Origin of the sequence: Bradyrhizobium sp. WSM1743 (assembly GCF_000473065.1) — a bacterium.
Classification (GTDB): Bacteria; Pseudomonadota; Alphaproteobacteria; order Rhizobiales; family Xanthobacteraceae; genus Bradyrhizobium.
Window position 1 is genome coordinate 1 of record NZ_AXAZ01000085.1, and the last position, 18,147, is coordinate 18,147.

15 protein-coding genes and 2 pseudogenes are annotated in these 18,147 nt (G+C 61.5%); 10 read left to right on the forward strand and 7 right to left on the reverse strand.

The window, feature by feature from the left end; all coding sequences use genetic code 11:
- Positions 1–190 (forward strand): annotated as a pseudogene (locus tag YU9_RS49595) (group II intron reverse transcriptase/maturase); the annotation flags it as partial.
- 453 nt (positions 191–643) lie between these two features.
- Here YU9_RS49595 and YU9_RS0133485 read toward each other — a convergent pair.
- A complete protein-coding gene (locus tag YU9_RS0133485; RefSeq protein WP_027576685.1) occupies positions 644–835 on the reverse strand; it encodes a hypothetical protein in 192 nt (63 codons plus the stop codon).
- A 405-nt stretch (positions 836–1,240) separates the two neighbouring features.
- Between YU9_RS0133485 and YU9_RS0133490 the strand changes: the two genes are divergently transcribed.
- The gene (locus tag YU9_RS0133490; protein WP_051380606.1) at positions 1,241–2,944 is read left to right on the forward strand and encodes a type I secretion system permease/ATPase; all 1,704 of its coding nucleotides are present in this window, start codon (positions 1,241–1,243) and stop codon (positions 2,942–2,944) included.
- On the forward strand, positions 2,941–4,254 hold the full coding sequence (locus YU9_RS0133495) for an HlyD family type I secretion periplasmic adaptor subunit (protein WP_027576687.1): 1,314 nt from the start codon (positions 2,941–2,943) through the stop codon (positions 4,252–4,254). The genes YU9_RS0133490 and YU9_RS0133495 overlap by 4 nt, the downstream gene beginning before the upstream one ends.
- 200 nt (positions 4,255–4,454) lie before the next feature.
- Here YU9_RS0133495 and YU9_RS48360 read toward each other — a convergent pair whose 3' ends face one another.
- Positions 4,455–4,679 (reverse strand): hypothetical protein, encoded by a 225-nt coding sequence (locus YU9_RS48360; protein ID WP_156952272.1) that lies wholly within the window; start codon positions 4,677–4,679, stop codon positions 4,455–4,457.
- A 176-nt stretch (positions 4,680–4,855) separates the two neighbouring features.
- Here YU9_RS48360 and YU9_RS0133505 point away from each other — a divergent pair, with 176 nt between their 5' ends.
- The gene (locus tag YU9_RS0133505) at positions 4,856–5,470 is read left to right on the forward strand and encodes a transglutaminase-like cysteine peptidase (RefSeq protein WP_027576689.1); all 615 of its coding nucleotides are present in this window, start codon (positions 4,856–4,858) and stop codon (positions 5,468–5,470) included.
- Between the two features lie 1,032 nt (positions 5,471–6,502).
- Here the strand turns inward: YU9_RS0133505 and YU9_RS43260 are convergent.
- Positions 6,503–7,342, reverse strand: coding sequence for a 2OG-Fe(II) oxygenase (locus YU9_RS43260; RefSeq protein WP_051380607.1), 840 nt, complete (start codon positions 7,340–7,342; stop codon positions 6,503–6,505).
- Positions 7,343–7,632: 290 nt separating this feature from the next.
- On the opposite strand from YU9_RS43260, the gene YU9_RS0133520 reads away from it, so the two are divergent.
- A complete protein-coding gene (locus YU9_RS0133520; RefSeq protein ID WP_027576690.1) occupies positions 7,633–7,854 on the forward strand; it encodes a hypothetical protein in 222 nt (73 codons plus the stop codon).
- A 46-nt stretch (positions 7,855–7,900) separates the two neighbouring features.
- Here YU9_RS0133520 and YU9_RS0133525 read toward each other — a convergent pair whose 3' ends face one another.
- Positions 7,901–8,245 carry an H-NS family nucleoid-associated regulatory protein gene (locus YU9_RS0133525; RefSeq protein WP_027576691.1) on the reverse strand — a complete coding sequence of 115 codons (345 nt, stop codon included), beginning with the start codon at positions 8,243–8,245 and terminating at the stop codon, positions 7,901–7,903.
- A gap of 591 nt (positions 8,246–8,836) precedes the next feature.
- On the opposite strand from YU9_RS0133525, the gene YU9_RS46550 reads away from it, so the two are divergent.
- Positions 8,837–9,838: a response regulator transcription factor gene (locus YU9_RS46550; protein ID WP_245266636.1), complete on the forward strand. Its 1,002-nt coding sequence runs from the start codon at positions 8,837–8,839 to the stop codon at positions 9,836–9,838.
- 546 nt (positions 9,839–10,384) lie between these two features.
- Positions 10,385–10,753: pseudogene (locus YU9_RS50400) on the forward strand (hypothetical protein); the annotation flags it as partial.
- Between the two features lie 262 nt (positions 10,754–11,015).
- Here the strand turns inward: YU9_RS50400 and YU9_RS0133540 are convergent.
- Together YU9_RS0133540 and YU9_RS0133545 are read right to left on the reverse strand one after the other, a co-directional pair.
- Positions 11,016–11,312, reverse strand: a complete 297-nt coding sequence (locus YU9_RS0133540) for a hypothetical protein (protein WP_027576693.1) — start codon at positions 11,310–11,312, stop codon at positions 11,016–11,018.
- An 88-nt stretch (positions 11,313–11,400) separates the two neighbouring features.
- The gene (locus YU9_RS0133545) at positions 11,401–12,192 is read right to left on the reverse strand and encodes a Crp/Fnr family transcriptional regulator (protein ID WP_027576694.1); all 792 of its coding nucleotides are present in this window, start codon (positions 12,190–12,192) and stop codon (positions 11,401–11,403) included.
- Positions 12,193–12,633: 441 nt separating this feature from the next.
- Between YU9_RS0133545 and YU9_RS0133555 the strand changes: the two genes are divergently transcribed.
- The 3 genes from YU9_RS0133555 to YU9_RS0133565 all read left to right on the forward strand — a co-directional run bounded on the left by YU9_RS0133555 (position 12,634) and on the right by YU9_RS0133565 (position 16,701).
- Complete coding sequence (locus YU9_RS0133555; RefSeq protein WP_027576696.1) at positions 12,634–13,491, forward strand: SDR family oxidoreductase; 858 nt, start codon at positions 12,634–12,636, stop codon at positions 13,489–13,491.
- A 202-nt stretch (positions 13,492–13,693) separates the two neighbouring features.
- The gene (locus tag YU9_RS0133560) at positions 13,694–13,888 is read left to right on the forward strand and encodes a hypothetical protein (RefSeq protein ID WP_027576697.1); all 195 of its coding nucleotides are present in this window, start codon (positions 13,694–13,696) and stop codon (positions 13,886–13,888) included.
- A gap of 491 nt (positions 13,889–14,379) precedes the next feature.
- Entirely contained in the window at positions 14,380–16,701 is a 2,322-nt protein-coding gene (locus tag YU9_RS0133565) for a molybdopterin guanine dinucleotide-containing S/N-oxide reductase (RefSeq protein WP_027576698.1), read from the forward strand.
- A gap of 366 nt (positions 16,702–17,067) precedes the next feature.
- On the opposite strand, the gene YU9_RS0133570 is transcribed toward YU9_RS0133565, so the two are convergent.
- Positions 17,068–18,039: a helix-turn-helix domain-containing protein gene (locus tag YU9_RS0133570; protein ID WP_027576699.1), complete on the reverse strand. Its 972-nt coding sequence runs from the start codon at positions 18,037–18,039 to the stop codon at positions 17,068–17,070.
- Positions 18,040–18,147: the final 108 nt, after the last annotated feature.

The window sequence follows — 18,147 nt, forward strand, 5'->3', positions numbered from 1 at the left end:
GAAGCGTGGGAGCACCCGCTTCGCCGAGTTGCGACGTCGCGGCGTCGGCCGGAATCTGGCGGCACAAACCGTCGGCAACCCACATGGCCCTTGGCGGCTCGCGAACAGCCCCGCGCTCACCATCGCCATGCCAATCGCGTTCTTCAGGGCACTCGGCTTGGCTTCCGTCGCGGCACAGCAACCAGCATAATCTACCGAACCGCCGGATACGGACCCGTATGTCCGGTGGTGTGGGAGGGGAGAAGCCGCGAGGCTTCCCCCTATCCCGATTCTGGCTGTCTCTGTTGATCTAGGCGTGAGCAGCTTGGCAATGTTTGGGGATACAAGCTCGGACAGGATCAGTACACGCGAGTTGAACCGTGTCGAAGCTTCGCGGGATGGTCATTCTGCGGACCGAAGAGCAACCGAGCGCGTCATGGCCGCTACGCTTTCTTCGTCCGGTAGTCTTGTTCGGCTCTCATCGCCTAAGAAGATAGCAGTACGCGAAAATAAATAGAATTAAATACAGTGGAAGTCGGCCTTGCGCACTCATGTGGGCTTGCCGGGCCTTTAAGTGAACGATTTCTGTGGGCTGAGGTCGTGTCGCAATAGAGGCGTGTTGTGTCTCTCTGTCTGGCATGACATCAGCCAAATTGGCGACGGTTTAATCGAGGAAAATCGCGTGATTATTGCGCTGCCGGGAGTTGGCGTGTTGGTTAAAAAACCTCAGCCCGGCCCCCATCTGGTCCCAAAAAAGCCCCTGGCGGCCGGCACGTGAGGCCGCGCGATTAACCATGAGTGGGTGGATACGGATCGCCACGTGGGAGAGCAGATGAGATGGCAGGATGGCCATCATGTCACTCTGGTAGCAACGGGCGGCACGCTCAAGTTGCCCAGGCTCGGTGCGCAAGATCGGCCTGACTTCTACTTGGCGTAACAGTAGCTCGACGACTAGGAAATCAAACTCGGGATTGCCTTTGGGGATCTACTTGGGGATCGTCACATAAGGCACGGTTCAAGGGCGGGAGCCATGACAAACTTTGAACGGTGGGGGGTAATCCTCCTTCCACCAAGCCGTTATCGGATTCAACTTTCACATTTGACGAGACTCGGGGCCGTAGTAAGACAGTGGGCGGAAGAGGCCGAACTGCGGACGCAAGGGCCGGTCGTCTGGGCAAAGCACCTCGTCGAAGTTTTGCGACGACGACTGTTCTCCCGTCTTCCGCGGCCGGCTAGCGACTATGAGGAGCCGCAATCGGAGATGTCGGCATTCCTGCGGTCTTGCCGCAGGATATTCTGGGCGCTCGCGGCCTTCAGCGGGATGAGCAATCTCCTCATGCTCACCGGCTCGTTCTTCATGCTGCAAGTCTATGATCGGGTGCTGCCCGGGCGCAGCATACCGACTTTGGTCGCCTTGATGGTTTTGGCTACGGTCCTGTACCTGTTTCAGGGTGGGCTGGACTTCGTCAGGAGCAGGATCAGCGCGCGGGTCGGCCGGTATTTTGATGAAAGGCTCGGCCTTCGCATCTTCGAGGCGCTTGTTCGCCTGCCTTTGAAGACCAGGGCTGATGGCGACGGCTTGCAGCCGGTGCGGGATCTCGATCAGGTCCGCAGCTTCCTGTCGAGCGGCGGGCCGACTGCACTCTTCGATTTGCCCTGGATGCCGATCTATCTCGGCGTTTGCTTTCTCTTTCACTTTTGGATCGGCGTCACCGCGCTGGCAGGTGCGCTGGTGCTTGTCGGTATTACAGCGCTCACGGAAAGCCGGACGCGGGGGCCGGCAAAGGCGTCCTCGCGCCTCGCAGTCTCGCGAACGGCACTCGCGCTCGAGGGCCGACGAAATGCCGAGGTTCTGCAGGCCATGGGCATGCGGCAGCAGGCGGCGCTGCGGTGGCGCGATGTCAACGCGAAGTACCTCGCGGCTCATGAGCGGGCCAGCGATGTAGCAAACAGCCTTGGAGGCGCGTCCAAGATCTTCCGGGCAATTCTGCAGTCGCTGGTTCTTGCCGTCGGCGCGGTGCTTGTCATCAACCAGGAATCGACGGCCGGCATCATCATCGCCGGATCGATTCTCAGCGCGCGGGCCTTGGCGCCCGTCGAACTGGCCATTGCGAACTGGAAAGGGTTCGTCGCTGCGCGACAATCAGGACAACGGCTTGATGCCTTGCTGAAGCTGCTGCCCGGCGAGGAGGAGCGGCTGGCATTGCCTCCTCCTACTGAAACCCTCACCGTCGAGCATCTCTATATTGGTGCTCCAAACTCGGAGAGGCCCACTGTCAACGAAGTCTCGTTCCAACTGCGGAGCGGGCAGGCGGTTGGAATCATTGGGCCGAGCGGATCCGGAAAATCGACACTGGCACGAGCGCTGGTGGGGGTATGGCCGTGCATTCGAGGCCGGATACGGCTGGACAACGCCGCACTCGAGCACTGGTCTTCTGACGCCCTCGGCAAGCATATCGGTTATCTGCCGCAGGATGTCGAATTGTTCGACGGCAGCATTGCGATGAACATCGCGCGGTTCGATCCGCAGGCGACGGCCGCCGGCGTGCTGGAGGCCGCGCATGCCGCGGGTGCGCACGATCTCATCCTTTCCCTTCCGGACGGCTATAGTACGAAAATTGGCGCGGGAGGATTGGCGCTGTCGGCGGGGCAGCGGCAGCGTATCGGGCTCGCACGTGCCTTCTACGGCAAACCGTTCCTGGTCGTGCTCGACGAGCCTTCCTCCAATCTCGATGCCGAGGGCGAGGAGGCGCTGACAGAGGCGATCCTGAACGTGCGTCGCCGCGGCGGGATTGTCGTCGTTGTCGCCCATCGTCCGAAGGCGCTTGAAGCCGTCGATCATGTCTTGTGCCTTGGGGAAGGCAGGGTTCAGTCCTTCGGCAAGAGGGAGGAAGTGCTCAAGAAGGTCTTGCGAAATCCCGTGCCGCTCAAGGTGGTCGGGGAAGCTCAAGGAGGCAATCGATGAACGGCCAGGTGGCGCCGGCGATGCAATCCATCCAGCGTTACATGATCGTCGGTATGATCATGTTGGGTCTGGTGACTTTTGGGATCGGCGGTTGGGCGACAACGAGCCAATTGTCGGGCGCGGTGATCGCTCAGGGCGTGGTCGTGGTGGATTCGAGCGTCAAGAAGGTTCAGCACGCCACTGGCGGAATCGTGGGCGAGTTGCGCGTGCGCCAGGGCGATCGGGTCAATGCAGGCGACATTTTGATCCGCCTCGACGAGACGCAGACGCTCGCGAACGCGACGATCGTCACGAACAGCATCGATGAGTTGCTGGCGCGGCAGGCTCGTCTCGAGGCCGAGCGCGATGGTGCCGAGCAGGTCGTGTTTCCCAAGGTGCTGCTCGACCGGGCCAAGGAGAGCAACTCCGAGGCGAACCGTGCGATCACTGCAGAGCGGAAGCTGTTCGACCTTCGCCGTCAGGCAAGGAGCGGCCAAAAAGCCCAGTTGCAGGAGAAGAGCGCGCAGCTGGAAAACGAGATCAAGGGCTATATGGGGCAGACCGAGGCCAAGCAGAAGGAAGTCGAATTCATCCGCCAGGAGCTGGAGGGCGTGCGCAGCCTCTGGCAGAAGAACCTGGTGCCGATCACGCGGCTCAATTCCCTCGAGCGCGACTCCGCCCGCATTGAAGGGGAGCGCAGCCAGCTCGCAGGCATGATTGCTCAGTCGAAGGGCAAGATCTCCGAAATCGGACTTCAGATCATTCAGATCGACCAGGATCTGCGCACGGAGGTCGGCAAGGACCTGATCGAGACGCGCTCGAAACTCTCCGAGCTGGGCGAGCGCAAGACCGCAGCGCTCGATCAGTTGAATCGGGTCGATATCAGGGCGCCACAATCCGGCCGCGTCCACGAGCTCAGCGTTCACACCGTCGGGGGTGTAATCTCACCCGGCGAGCAGATCATGCTGATCGTGCCCGACGCGGACTCGCTTGCGGTCGAAGTCAAGATCGCACCGAAGGATATCGACCAGGTCTATGTGGGACAGATCGCGACGATGCGCTTCGCAGCGTTCAACCAGAAGACCACGCCCGAAATCGACGGCGAGGTCAGCATGGTCTCGGCCGACATCACGCAGGATCAGCGCGCCGGCACGAGTTACTACACGGGCCGCGTCCTGCTGAAGCCGGACGAGCTGGCGAAGCTCGGCTCGGCGAAGCTGATGCCTGGCATGCCGGTCGAGGTCTTCATCAAGACGGCAGGTCGGACCGCGCTTTCATACCTGCTCAAACCGCTGCAGGATCAGGCCGGGCGGGCGTTCAAGGAGCGCTGAGTTGGTGCAAGCTGGGAGCAGCGCTCGACTGCATGTCTTCGGGACTGACGCCCTTTCCCTGGGCGTCGGTGTTGCGACCGGCCCCTGGATGCCTGTTTTCTCTGGGCGGGACGATGGCGTGCTCGAACGATCGTCCGCTCAGTACGTCCATTCGCCTGGCATGCAGGCTCATTGCGGCCACGAAGCCGAGTATTGAAGCTTCAGCTCCCAGAATAACGAGTAGCTCGACTGGCATGTGAAAACAGGTCCTGCCCGAGAATGCCTGTTTGGCGGTTCTGGCTCCAGTGAATATTTAAATCAACGATAAAGTTATATGGTGGGGAATAATTGGCCGCCACGGCGCGGAGCGCGACCCGCTTCGACGCCTTCCAGCGAGAACAAACGGCGGCGATCGAGACCGTCTCGCTCCATCCCTTCGATTTCATCCCTACTCCTCCTTTCAGGCGCTTCCGGCGGCGCTGTCGTGCCCTTCGCGGTGTCGATTTAATATTTATTGCCATTTAAGAATGATTTAATCATAAATAATGTATTAAATTGCTCGTGTGGGCCAGCGCGCTCCGGCGGGAGCCGACACTGTTTGGTGTGCGGAGGGGATCGGAAGATGCATCGAACCTCGGGCCCGGTCATCGCGGCAGCCATAGCGATCGTGATCGTAGGCGTTCAGTGGGCGCGTGCGGCATTGCTGGTCACGCCAAGGGCCCCCCAAGCGGACCTTGCGCACATCGAGCTGGGGCGCCCTGCTCTTCCGCCCCTCACTTACACGGTGTTTTGCCTGCGCTATCAGGCCGAATGTCGCCCGCGACGCTCCTTCCGCGGCGGGCCGATCCGGTTGACTGAGAAACGGTGGGCGGACCTGCGGGAGATCAATCGTGCGGTCAATCTGGCGATAGAGCCGGTTCGCAACGAGCTCGGCCTCGCGGGCGAGGCGTGGACCATCAACCCCGCACATGGCGATTGCAACGATTACGCGGTGAGCAAGCGGCACGAGCTGCTTCGGCGCGGCTGGCCGGCGCGCGTCCTCCTATTGGGCGAAGTCGTCGTCAATTCCGGTGAACATCATCTGGTGCTTCTCGTACGTACCAGGGGCGGCGATCTCGTCCTCGACAATCTCACGCCACAGATCAAGCCGTGGTTGCGGACGCCCTATCGCTGGGTTCGCGTGCAGAGCCCGGGCCGTGACGGGCTGTGGGCCACGGTTGGACGGGAAGGGGTGTGAGGGCGCCCGCATCGCCCTGCACAAATCCGTGTAAGTGGTCTCCGGGCTTGAGGGCCGGCGGACGCAGTATGGCGGACCTGTCGCAGCTCGTGGAGCTCGCTGACATAGCTCCTTTGCAACGGACAGCGGTGAGATCCGCACGTCCGACCACCACGCCCTATCGTTGCCATGCAGTCCTCTCTTTTGCGGGCTGTTCAACTGAATGAGGGCGACATTGGCCGGCCGCGCCGAGGCGCGTCCCGCAAGCACAATTGCCGGCGATGGGCACGACTTTACATTTGTAATCTGAGGCTTTGTTATACTGTAGTTGATCATTCCAGCGATGAAGCAATTGCGGAAAATGGCTTCCATGCACGGTCCCAGAATGTCCGATGAGCGCGTAGACCGATGGCTCACATTTGCGCGCGAGTTCTTGCGGGCTCTCGCAGTTCGCAAAAGAAAGCAGTTCGATCGGCGAGTGCCGATCGGGGACCTTCTCACCGAGCGCGACGACAACGCCGCGGCATATGGCTTTGGAGAGGGCAGCACGATGTACGACAACGTGCTTGTACTGGGATCTGTGAAGGTCGGACGAAATACCTGGATCGGACAGGGATGCATTCTGGATGGATCAGGTGGAGATTTGCAGATTGGCGATTGGTGCTCCATCTCCGCGGGCGTTCAGATCTACACGCATCACACTGTGAATCGTTCAATATCGCTCGGAAGGGAGCCAATTGATTGCGCTCCCACTCGGATCGGTGATGGTGTATACATCGGGCCGAACTCGGTGGTTTAGATGGGTGTGATGATCGGCAATCAGGCCATTACAGGGACTAACTCTTTCGTCAATAGGGATATTCCTGCCGGTGCCAAGGCATTCGGGTGCCCCGCGCTAGCGAGGCGAGCTTCATCAGCGTTCGCAGTCGAACAGGCGATAAGCTCGGCCTGCGAAGCGCCCTCATATCCGCATCGCTAGATCGCAATTGCGCGCCCATCGTTCGGCTCCCGGTCATTGATCGATCCTGCTGTTGCCGCTGAAAGACGCCGGCTTCATGACGCTTTCGACCGGTGCGCCCGGGATATCCGATCACGTGCTGCCCGGAGCACGTTGTAGAGCGGGTCGGGTATGAGCGCGCGAAGGTGATCCTGCCAGCTCATTCGCTCGATCCATCGATCCTCGCCGGGCCGCGCGGCCCAATACCGGACACGGCGTTCGCCCGATGCGGCGATGCGGCGCGTCGTGGTGTAGTAATAGGATGCGACGGAAAGGCGCATTCGACCAGGCGGGCAGGTGACCGGATCTGGAAGTCCGTGGAGGGTGGCACCGTGCGTCTCCCAGAGGATCATGGTGTTGAACCGCGGGAAGATGCGGCATCCGAGCGCCGACATGTCTGCAGGCCACAATTCGAGGCTGCCGCCGTAAGCATCGGGCCAATCCCGGTTGAGATAGATGAGTACATTGACCCGGTGGAATAACCCGGTCGTCGGATGGACCTCGAAATCGTGATGAATCTTCGTAAAGCCTCCTGGGGGCGTTCGATGCACTCCCGCAAATTTGTGCGTCGGATCGGAAAGAAGATCGCGAACGCCAGTGACTGCCGACACGAACTCTCGGAAGCGAGTACTATCCAGGAGGCTCAGCAGATGCTGGGTGGCTGGCCCCAACCCATCCGACACCTCCTGCTTCACAAGGCGGTCGGTATGCGTGGTGATCAGGCGGGCCTCGGGGAGGGCCGTGCATTCGGCCGCGACCATGTCCAGTAACTTTTCAGGAAACGCATCATTGACGACGATGTGAGGCCAAGGTTTCGCGCCGGCGTATTCGTTGCGCAGGGAGTCGGCTCGGGCAAAGAGGCCGCTCAACGAGTGAAGCTGGAAATCAACGTGCAATTCCGCAGACTCCGGTTGCAGTGCTTGGAACTACGATCTCACGCCTGCACATTAAATCGTATTATTAATTTGCCGTTGATTAAATGTCAAAATAAATAATGTGGCAAGATTGTGGCGCTTGAGGCCTTGGCGCGGCAGGAATATTGACCGGCTGCACGTGTCGTAAGCCATATCCAAATCGCGATCTCCAGTGATAAAATTAAATCTTACGAATTAGCATATTTAACTTGAGGTGCGATAATAGTGGTTTATTTTGGGAAGACGGGCTTGGATTGGAACAGGATGTGCCGATGACCCATCTCGACGAAGAAGGCGACGATCGCCGTGAATTCTTGAAGAACTGCGGGAAATTTGCCGCCGTTACCCCTCCGACTGTGACGCTGTTGCTCTCGACGTCCCTGACCTCGGGCGCGATAGCCAGTTCAGGCGGCCGCACTGTGGGCGGCAACAACGGCTTCGGCAATGGCGGCGGTGACGGCAGTCCTAACGGGAAACCGGACCGCGATCGATAATCCTGCGGGGCGACGTGGCAGCGCGGGTATGTAGCGGGGCCGGGGCTCAGCCGGTCCGGCGGCGCCTTTGTGCGGACGAGCGATCGATGAGGAGATCGTTTAGCTTCTTACCGGCTCGAAGCTGGGCTTTCAGCCATCGGGGCTGCTTACCGCGACCGGACCAGGTTTCGGACGGATTCTTCGGGTTCTGATATTTCGGCAGCACCGGGGGGTAGGGGCGGCGAGGACGTTCCTCGTTCTGGGCAGGAGCGGCCGTCCCCTCAATCCTGCGAAGCCGCTCTTCGAGCTTGGCTTTTTCCGCGGTCATCCTGCGACCAAGAACAGCCGTGACCTCATCGTAGAGTCGCCACAGCTCGGCTGTGGTCATGGATGCCCAGTCCTCGTTCCCCATGGAAGCCGTCCCCAACTACCTCCGAACCCAAACAGGAGGGGGGATTATCAGGTCAAACCGGGGTCCGGCAAGCACGATCCACTCGCGCAGCTGCGCCAGTGTATAACGTGGTCGTCGGAGTTACCGGCTGGGTCCGTGCCTCCGAACGAGCGGTCGCTTGGCAAGCGCCCTTCGCCTGTGGGCTCGTCGTCTGGGCGCAAGCAATCGCTGCTCGGCCTTCAACACGCGACTACGTAAGTTCTGCAATTCAGTGAATTGAACGATGAGAGCCTGATGAGTTTGACGCAAAACAGCCGAAGAATACATGTGACCACCTACTCATTGCCAACGATGCTCCCGTGACCGCTCATTGAAGTTGCTGAATTGACGAAGATGCAGCTCCAACTTGGGTGACCGGTTTTCATCGGTGCTACACAGGCTGCGATCAGACGCAGCCATTTTCGTTCGCTTTGATGAATAGTATTACTTTTCCCCCTTCAGAGGCGAGGCTTCCTTGAATGGCCCCGCGTTTGCCGAAACTTCGTCGAATGTTAGATTTGAATCGTGAATGTCCCAATATATCGTTCGTAATAACGGCGCCAACGAGGTTAATTGGATGTTGACCATAATAACAAGGCAGCCGATCAGTGCGCCGGTGACATTCTAAGGGAATCTGCCGATCGAATCTATCAGGCGTTGTTCTTTCGTTTGGGAATTTGTAGCGTGGTGCACCGCATTCTTACGGTGCTGCGCCCATTTGCTGCTCAAGTTACGGTAGCGCAGCCATCGACGTTGCCGGGCAGTCCAAGACTTAAGACGGTGCGACGTTATGGCCGGGCGGACTGGGTAACGTCGCGCGTTTTAAAAAGGGATTGTTGGATTAAGCGGCTGCACGGGGGGTTGTTAGCAATAGGCAGGGGAAGCATGCGCCGCATCAGAATTGTCATCGCGGATCGACACCCGATCGTCTTGCAAGGAATCAGGAGCGTTCTTGCGACGCAGCGCGATTTTACGATCGTTGCGTCCTGCAGCGATGGCGCGAGCTGCATTGAGGCAATCCGCTTTCTTGCGCCGGACGTCGCGCTTGTCGATGCTGCACTGCCCGATGTCCGTCGACAGCAGATCCTCGCTCCTGCAAATGCTGCAGGCCAAGGTGCCGCGGTAGTCTTCTTCGCCGGTATCGCGGCCGATTGTGAGTTGCAAAGGCTGGCCTTGGGCGGCGCCTGCATCGTCCTCTCGAAGGATTCGGATGCCGAGATGCTGGTCGCAACCCTGCGGAAGGCCGCCCAGGGCCAAGCTGCGGCCTCGCCGAGCACCGGGCAGGCCGACGAGGAGCCCCGCGCCGATGAGAAGCCCCTGACACAGTTGACGGAGCGGGAGCGGCAGATCATGCGGCTCGTGTCGGAGGGGCTGTCGAACAAGGAGATTGGACGTCGGTTGAACCTTGCCGACGGTACGATCAAGGTCCACCTTCATCACATCTTCCAGAAGCTGGATATCAGCAATCGTACGGTTCTGGCGGCATTGGCGATTTCGCGAAACGAGCTGCATGCCGCGCCACGTGAGCTGGATCCCCCTGATCTGTTGCATCAGGACCCGGCCAGCGCGAAATGACGAGAGCGTCTGGTATCTTTCGGAGCGTACGCGGGGGCGGGCTATTGTGGCGCCAAATGCTCAGCCATGTCGCGGCAGGCCCCTTCGGCCTCGGCTAACGTTCGAAAGGGCGAGCCGCCAATCTTGATTGCGGCTTGGTTTTTGTGAAGCGGACGCCAACTCGCCAGATAGCCGGAGCGTCCGTGAAAGCCCGGACCTCCGGGGCTTCCGAAACTGATCACGAACGAGAAGCCCTCGCTGGTCGCGCTCCAGATCTCCATGTCCCGGACCGACCGGTGGAATTGCAGTGGCATCGCAATGATCCATTATAGCCGAGCCTGTGCTCGATCCTGTTAAATACAAATTAACCATATTAAATGGCGAGCGCAACTAGAAACCGTATGCGAGCGGTGGTGATGCGCCAGGAAATGGAGGGAAGAGCACGGAAATCGCCGACGATCTGCCGACGGCGCACGTTAAGCAACTCAAGCGAGGCAAAGAAAATTCTTGGTTGAAAGTCGATTTAATATATAATACCGTAAATAAAATTTTAAATCGAGAGAGCGCATCGTGACCCGGGACGGCAACGAAGATGACGACCGGCGGGCGTTTTTGAAAACCTGCGGCAGATTTGCGGCCGTGACACCCCCAGTGATGACCCTGCTTCTATCCACTTCCCTGACCTCGAGAGCCATTGCAAGTTCTGGCGGCCTGCATGGAGTGACGCGGAACGACAGGGGTCAGTCGTTCTTCGATAACGATCGGTCGTCCGCGGCCGGGCCGGGGAGCTCCAGCGGCGGGTCATCAGGAGGTGGGGGAGGCGGAGCACCTAGCAGTCGCTCGGCTGGATCATCTCGCGCCGGAGGGACATCCGGCGGTAGCGGCGGGTCTGGTGGTGGCGGAGGCAGTGCCAAAGGACCTTTCGCAACCGGCGGCGGCTCTGGAATTCCAAGCGCAGATGGTGGGCTCGATTGCGCAGACGATGAGAATGAGGAGAAGCGCAAGGCCGATTGCCCCGGAGCTAGCACTCGGATTTCGAGCACGACCGAAACGAGCCGATAGGAGCTTTCCTCGATCCATGCGGAGTCTGTGGGCCGCGGTACGGCTTGGTTAGGCCCTTGCTCCGACAACTAAATGTCGGCCGAGCAACCCATTGATGCACCGCCGCAACGCTTTTTTGGACGCAACATGCCAAATGTTAGTGCGATTGTCCGAGGATTGCATAGTTTTCCCGACTCTCAAGAGTAGGCGGCTTCTCCCTAAGACCTCGATCAGGAGGCGTGTCATGAATACCCGCGTTCGAGCGGAGAATCCTGCGGCTGTGCTTCAAGAGCGTCTCGAGGCACTGGTCACCCAGCTCGCCGAGCTTGAGAAGCTCAGAGAGCGGGTAGGTCGAGAAGAGAATCGTCAGCGCAAGCTGCGCAAGGCGGGCAGTCCCCATAGCCGAGTTCGGATCTGCGAGCGGCCGTTCCAGCTTCGCACCGGCAAAGCTCATGCCCGTGCTGCTTGCTCGCAATAAGTCGGGCTATCGTAACGAGCATCCCAAAGCGAATGGATGACGGGATCGCGAAAGCGAACCGGCTCTACGAGCCTGTCCCGGCTATTCGGCTACCAGGCGAGCGGGAGCCGCTCCGCGCCGGAGCCCCATGAACGAGCCCGACCGCGCCGTGCGAGACTATCCGATCGATTCTGCGGCTCATGATTTTGTAGCACTCGCATGCCACGGCTTCGAGCCGTGGCCGATCAATCTCAAGCTGGCCGCGTCGATTGGATTTCAGCGCTCTTGATGCCCGCATCGTGCTCACAACATGTGTGACGGTGGTGCGGCGGACGCCCAGCAATTCCGACAAGGTTTCCTGGGTCATCGGGAGGAGATCGCTGCCATTTGCCCGATCGTGAATGTGAAGCAGCCAGCACGCCAGGCGGGCTTCGACGGAATGTAGTGCATTGCAGGCCGCCACGTGCTGAAGTTGCGTCAACAACGATCTCGTGAAGACCTGCACCATTGATGCGATTGGAGGGCTGCGATGTTGCGCTGTCAGGAATTGCGCAGGCGAGATCTGCAGCGCGGCCCCTGAGATGCGAACGACCGCCGTCGCGGGCGAGTGGGATGCGCCAAGCGCCGACGTCAGACCCACAGCCCCCTCATTGCCGATGATCGCCGTGGCAACTGTCTGCCCGTTCGGCAGCTCGACGATAGTGGCGATCGCGCCGCTGAGGGGGAAGAGAAGATGTTCGATCCGATCGCCCGATCGGACGAGCACGGAATCGCGTTCGATCACGACCTTCCGCAGATGAGGCGCAAGCAAAGCAAAATCTGCTGGCGGCAACGCTGCTAGCAACCGATTACCAACTCTGGTTGCGTGGTCCATCATGGGATTGACCCCCGACGGATGCCCGGCGCTCGAACGCATGCCGGTGTCGAGCTGTTCTGCAGACTCCCAACTCAACAGCAAGCCAACTGGCTACCACAGATATGGTTCCCATGATGGACCGTGAGCATGGCGAGGCACGACAGGCTCACGTTGTGACGGAGATCCTGTGCCTCGGCCTCCAGCTGGCGCTCGGCAAGACCGCAACGGATCGCATCAGCTTGTCGCGAGCAGGCTGCGCGAGGGCTGAAGAGCGTCCTTGGCAGGGACCGCTCTCTCTTCGGCCGCGACCCGTTGCGATTCCGCCGCTCCTCGCGTTTGCCATGCGTCCGCTGCCGCTTCCTCTGTGAGAAGGACTCGGATCGTCTAATTGGCGTACAGACCCTGTCCCCAGGAACACTTTCAGCGGCGCTCCGTTAGCGCAGCAGACACCGGGAGTTATCCATGACCGACTATCCGAAGCCGCCTTATCCTGCGCAGCGGCAACCGATGCCCGGCTCGACCCGGGCGATGCAGCCGCGGCCCGATCATGGCGAGGACAGTTACAAAGGCGCCGGCCGTCTTGCGGGAAAGAAGGCGATCATCACGGGCGGCGACAGCGGCATCGGCCGCGCGGTGGCGATCGCCTATGCGCGTGAAGGCGCTGATATCGTCATCTCCTATTTGAACGAGGACGAGGATGCAGCCGAGGTCAAGGCGCTGGTGGAGCGTGAGGGACGCAGGGTCGTCCTGATTCCCGGCGATATCAGCAATCCCGATCATTGCCGCACCATCGTGCGTCGCACCGTCGAGGAGCTCGGCGGAATCGATATCCTCGTCAACAACGCGGCGCATCAGGCCACGTTCAAGGACATCGCCGACATCAGCGACGAAGAGTGGCAGCGGACGTTCGAAACCAACATCCACGCCATGTTCTATCTGGCCAAGGCCGCCGTCCCTCACATGCGGCCGGGAGCCGTGATCATCAACACGGCCTCGGTGAACTCCGACATGCCGAACCCGATCCTGCTGGCTTATGCCACGACCAAGGGAGCCATTCAGAATTTTACCGGCGGGCTCGCCCAGATGCTGGCCAGCAAGGGCATTCGGGTCAACGCAGTTGCCCCGGGTCCGATATGGACGCCGCTGATCCCATCGACCATGCCGGAGGAATCCGTCAAGAATTTCGGCAAGCAGGTGCCGATGCAGCGTGCGGGCCAGCCGGCCGAGCTCGCGACGGCCTATGTCATGCTGGCCGATCCGCTCTCGAGCTACACCTCGGGGGCAACGCTGCCCGTCACAGGTGGCAAGCCGTTCATCTGATCGCGTGTGCGTCGGCTGCCTTGATCAGGCCGTCGATGGCTGGACAATGCGTGCCACTCGGCTCCTTGCCGAGCTTCGCGAAGATCTTGCCGAGAAGATCTTGCCGAGGCGCTCGACCCGCTTGTTGATCTCTCCACAATGATGGCAGTGGAACGCCGTGCGGCCGCCGCTGTTCCATTCCCGTGCAGATCAGGAGAGCCGAATGAGCGATGGAGTGGATCATCTTGCGGGCCTGCTCGGACGTGCGGCGATGGAGGTGTGGGGCGACATGCCTCGCGACATCCAGGAAGCGCTGTTCGAGACCGCCATGAAGGGACGCGCAACGGAGCGTGAGGAGCTCGCGCGGTTGCTGCACGAGCGGCATCCGCGCACGCTGCATCCGGCCCGGCCAGGATGACGCAGCCGGCGGGAACGATCGCACGAGCTCCTGATTGGTGAATCGTCTCGCGCGCTGTCGAACGGCCCAATGAGGCCGCAGCGGGCGCATCGCCCAACCGTAGTCAAATCTGTGAGCCGACCGACGTGACTGAGATGAATATCGGAAAATGGTACGACCCGATCTCTGAGCGGTGGATCGTGCCTCGCGAAACACCCACCATCGATGCGTGTGATCGGCCAAGCGCGGAGAAGGTGCCGGAGACCCGCAAGAGGGAAGCGGCGCAGCGGATCTGGGAGCTGTTGGTCGATTCCTGTGCGAGTGGATGATGCCGAACTCCGGCGATCGCCGCACCCCTGACATGATCGTCGGCGGCCGCAGTTGACCGCAAGCCAAGGCTGGCATTGCGCGGGGCAGCCCAGCGTTTCCGTCAACGCTGATCTCGACGACGTCCCGAGCGGATCGGTATATTACCGCTCTACTGCCGACGCCGCCGGAACAAGGATCAGATGATGGACGATACGATTGGCTTCCCCGACCCTGGTCTCGACCTGTCTGACGGCTTCAAGCCGCACACCTCGCATTGGGGCGTGTTCTCCGCGCGTCAGGGCGTGGCCGGGCTCGAGGTCAGGGCCTATGCGGGCGACCCCGATCCGAACGGCATCATCAACAATTTTCCCGGCGCGCTGCGGCACCAGGCGCGGATCGCCCAGCCGGCGGTCCGCCGCGGATGGCTCGAGCGTGGGCCGGGCCCCGACGATCGCCGCGGCCGCGACGAGTTCGTCTCCGTCAGCTGGGAGAAGGCGCTCGACCTGCTCGGTGACGAGCTGACGCGCATCCGTGACACGCGTGGTCCCGGCGCCGTGTTCGGCGGCTCCTACGGCTGGTCGAGTGCCGGCCGCTTCCATCACGCCCAGAGCCAGGTGCACCGCTTCCTCAACATCGCGATGGGCGGCTACGTGCGCTCGGTCAACACCTATTCCTCGGGCGCGTCCTCGGTGCTGCTGCCGCAGATCCTCTGCGGTTACGAAGACATCACCAAGCGCAACGTCACCTGGGAGCAGATCGCTGATCACACCGAGATCGTGCTGGCATTCGGCGGCATGGCGCTGAAGAACTCCATGGTGGCCGGCGGCTCGATCAGCAAGCATGTCGAGCGCGGCGCTATGGCAGCGGCGCGCCGGCGCGGCTGCGAGTTCATCCTGGTCAGCCCCCTGCGCGATGATCTGCCGGTCGAGGCCGGCGCCGAATGGATGACGTGCGTTCCCGGCACCGATACTGCGCTGATGCTCGGCATCGTCCATACGCTGGTCAGTGAGAACCTGCACGACCGGGCCTTCCTCGATCGCTACACCGAGGGCTGGCCGGTCTTCCTGCGCTATCTCACCGGCGAGAGCGACGGGCAAACAAAGCACGCCGAATGGGCCGCCGCGATCTGCGGCGTCGGGGCGGATGCGATCCGCAAGCTGGCGCGGCGCCTTGCCGGAAAGCGCGCGCTCATCACAGTCTCCCATTCGCTGCAGCGCGCCGAGCATGGCGAGCAGCCGGTGTGGATGGGCATGGTGCTGGCGGCAGCGCTCGGCCAGATCGGCCTTCCCGGCGGCGGCTACGCCTATTCGCTGGGTGCGATCGGCTATTACGGCCGCCGTGTCAACGACGTGCCGGGGCCGACGCTGGGACAGGGCCGCAACGGTGTTGCCGATTTCATTCCGGTGGCGCGCATCGCCGACATGCTGCTCAATCCCGGCACCACCTATCGCTATAACGGCGAGACGCGCACCTATCCGGACATTCGTCTGGTCTACTGGGCCGGCGGCAATCCCTTTCATCACCACCAGGACATCAACCGCCTGCGCAAGGCATTCGCGCAAGTCGACACATTCGTCGTGCACGAGCTCGCCTGGACCGCCACCGCTCGTCACGCCGACATCGTGCTGCCCTCGACGATGACGCTGGAACGTGAGGATATCGGCTATTCCAGCAACGATCCCCTCATGGTGGCCATGCACCGGATCGCCGAGCCGTTCGGGCTCGCGCGAGACGACTACGAGATCTTCGCCGATCTCGCCGAACGTCTCGGGGCCCGCGAACCCTTCACCGAGGGACGCACGTCGCGGCAGTGGCTGGAGCATCTCTATGAGCCGACCCGCGCCTCGCTTGCCAAGCGTGGCCTGAAGGCGCCGAGTTTCGACGAGTTCTGGGCGCGTGGCAGCCTGGTCGTGCCGCAGCAACCCGATGACGGCGGCCGGCTGCGCCGCTTCCGCGAGGATCCGGTCAATCACGCCCTGCCGACGCCGAGCGGACGGATCGAAATTTATTCGGCAAAGATCGCGGCCCATGGCGATACGGATTGTCCCGGCCATCCGGTCTGGCTCGACAAGACCGATATGCCCAAGCCCGGGGCACCGTGCTTCCTCGTCGCCAACCAGCCGGTGACGCGCCTGCACAGCCAGCTCGATTTCGGCGGACATTCGCTTGGCTCAAAGCATCGCGGCCGCGAGGTCGCGCGCATGAACCCGGTCGATGCGGCCGCGCGCGGCATCGAGGATGGCGACATCATCCGTCTGTTCAACGAGCGCGGTGCGTGCCTCGCCGCGGTCCACGTCACCGACGGCATCGCGCCCGGCGTGGTCCAGCTTCCGACCGGCGCCTGGTACGATCCGATGGATCCCGAGGACGAGGCGCCACTCTGCGTTCACGGCAATCCGAACGTGCTCACCCGCGACTTCGGCACCTCATCCCTGGCGCAGGGCTGCACCGGTCAGTTGACGAGTGTCGAGGTGGAGAAATTCACTGGCAATCTGCCGCCGATCCGCGCCTTCGATCCGGTGTAGGATTTGGCTCAAGAGGCGACGAGGCAAAGCTCGGGTGAAATCACCCGCGAGGATGCGAAGTCGTGCCTGCGGCTACACATTTTGCTGTCATCGCCCGGCTTGACCGGGCGATCCAGTACTCCGAGATGGCTGTGGTCCAATCGATAAGCCGCGGCGTACTGGATTCCCCGCTTTCGCGGGGAATGACAGTGGTGTTTGGACAACGAAGGCCATGCCTCAATGACGAGGTGGGAGAAGCGCGCCTCAATCCTCGATGCATGCCCCGGACGCAGCGCAGCGTCTCCTCGACGGTGCGCTGCAGAGCCGGGGCCCATCTCACCGCACGCTACCGTGTCGCCTTCGGGGTCCCGGCTCTGCCGGACGAAGCTACGCGGCTGCGCTGGCGATCCAATCGCGGTCCGGAAGCGCACGCCGCCTCGGCCGCGCTTCCGCTTCGAGCTGTCCGCCCGCATTGGCGAGGCGCCAGCGCGCCGGAGATTGACCGCTGATGCGCTTGAACACGGTCGAAAAATGCGCCTGCGTGCTGAAGCCAACGGCAAGCGCGATCTCCGCCAATGGCTGCTCGGTGGTCGCGAGCAGCGCCTTCGCATGCTCGACCCGCTGCGTGAGGAGATATTCGCGCGGACGGTAACCGGTCGCGGCGCGGAATTGTGCCGCAAAGTGCATTCTGGACAGGCCGGCGACATTGGCGAGCTCGGACAGGCTGATGCAGCGGTCGAAATGATCGGCGATGTACTGCTCGACGCGCCGCAGCCGCCATTTCGGCAAGGCATTGACCTTGACGCGCGGCAGCTCGATCCGGGTGAGATGCATCGCCAGGGTCTGGCCGATGCAGCGCGTGAACTGCCGGTCCGTGGCGTCACCAAGTTCGATCAGCGCCTTGGCGAGCTCCGCAGCGAGCGGATCGCGCAACAGCACGAGGTCATTCAATCCGTCGGCATGCGGAAGATGATCCCTGGAGATGTGGACGTGCAGGAAGGCACACGGCGCCTGGAATTGTGCGCTGAGAGGCTGCGACGGCGCGGTGACATACAGCGATCCCGCCGGCATGGTGCCTTCGAAGATGATCCGGCCGTTTCGTGTCAGCTTCGCGCGCGTGGTCTTCAGGGCAATGCCGACGAAATAGCGATCCTCCGGCGTCGTCATCTCGTGCGACGAGGTGCTCCGCAGGTCGTCCCATCGCGAGATCGTGATGCCCTCACTTGCCTGCTCCGGCGTGCGATCGATCCGACGCCATTGGCTCTCCCGGGGAATCGCCTGTGTTGCACGAATCTCGTGATCCCGCGAGTCAACTGGAAAATCAGTCCAGGCATGTGCCGCGTGCAAGTTGCTCGACATCGTTCGTCCTCTCCGGGTTTCGCTGCCGTTTGCAACGACCGGCAAACGCGCAAACCCCAATGCTTTCCATGCTGAGAGGATAGACGTGAGCTGGCCAGCACGCCCGTT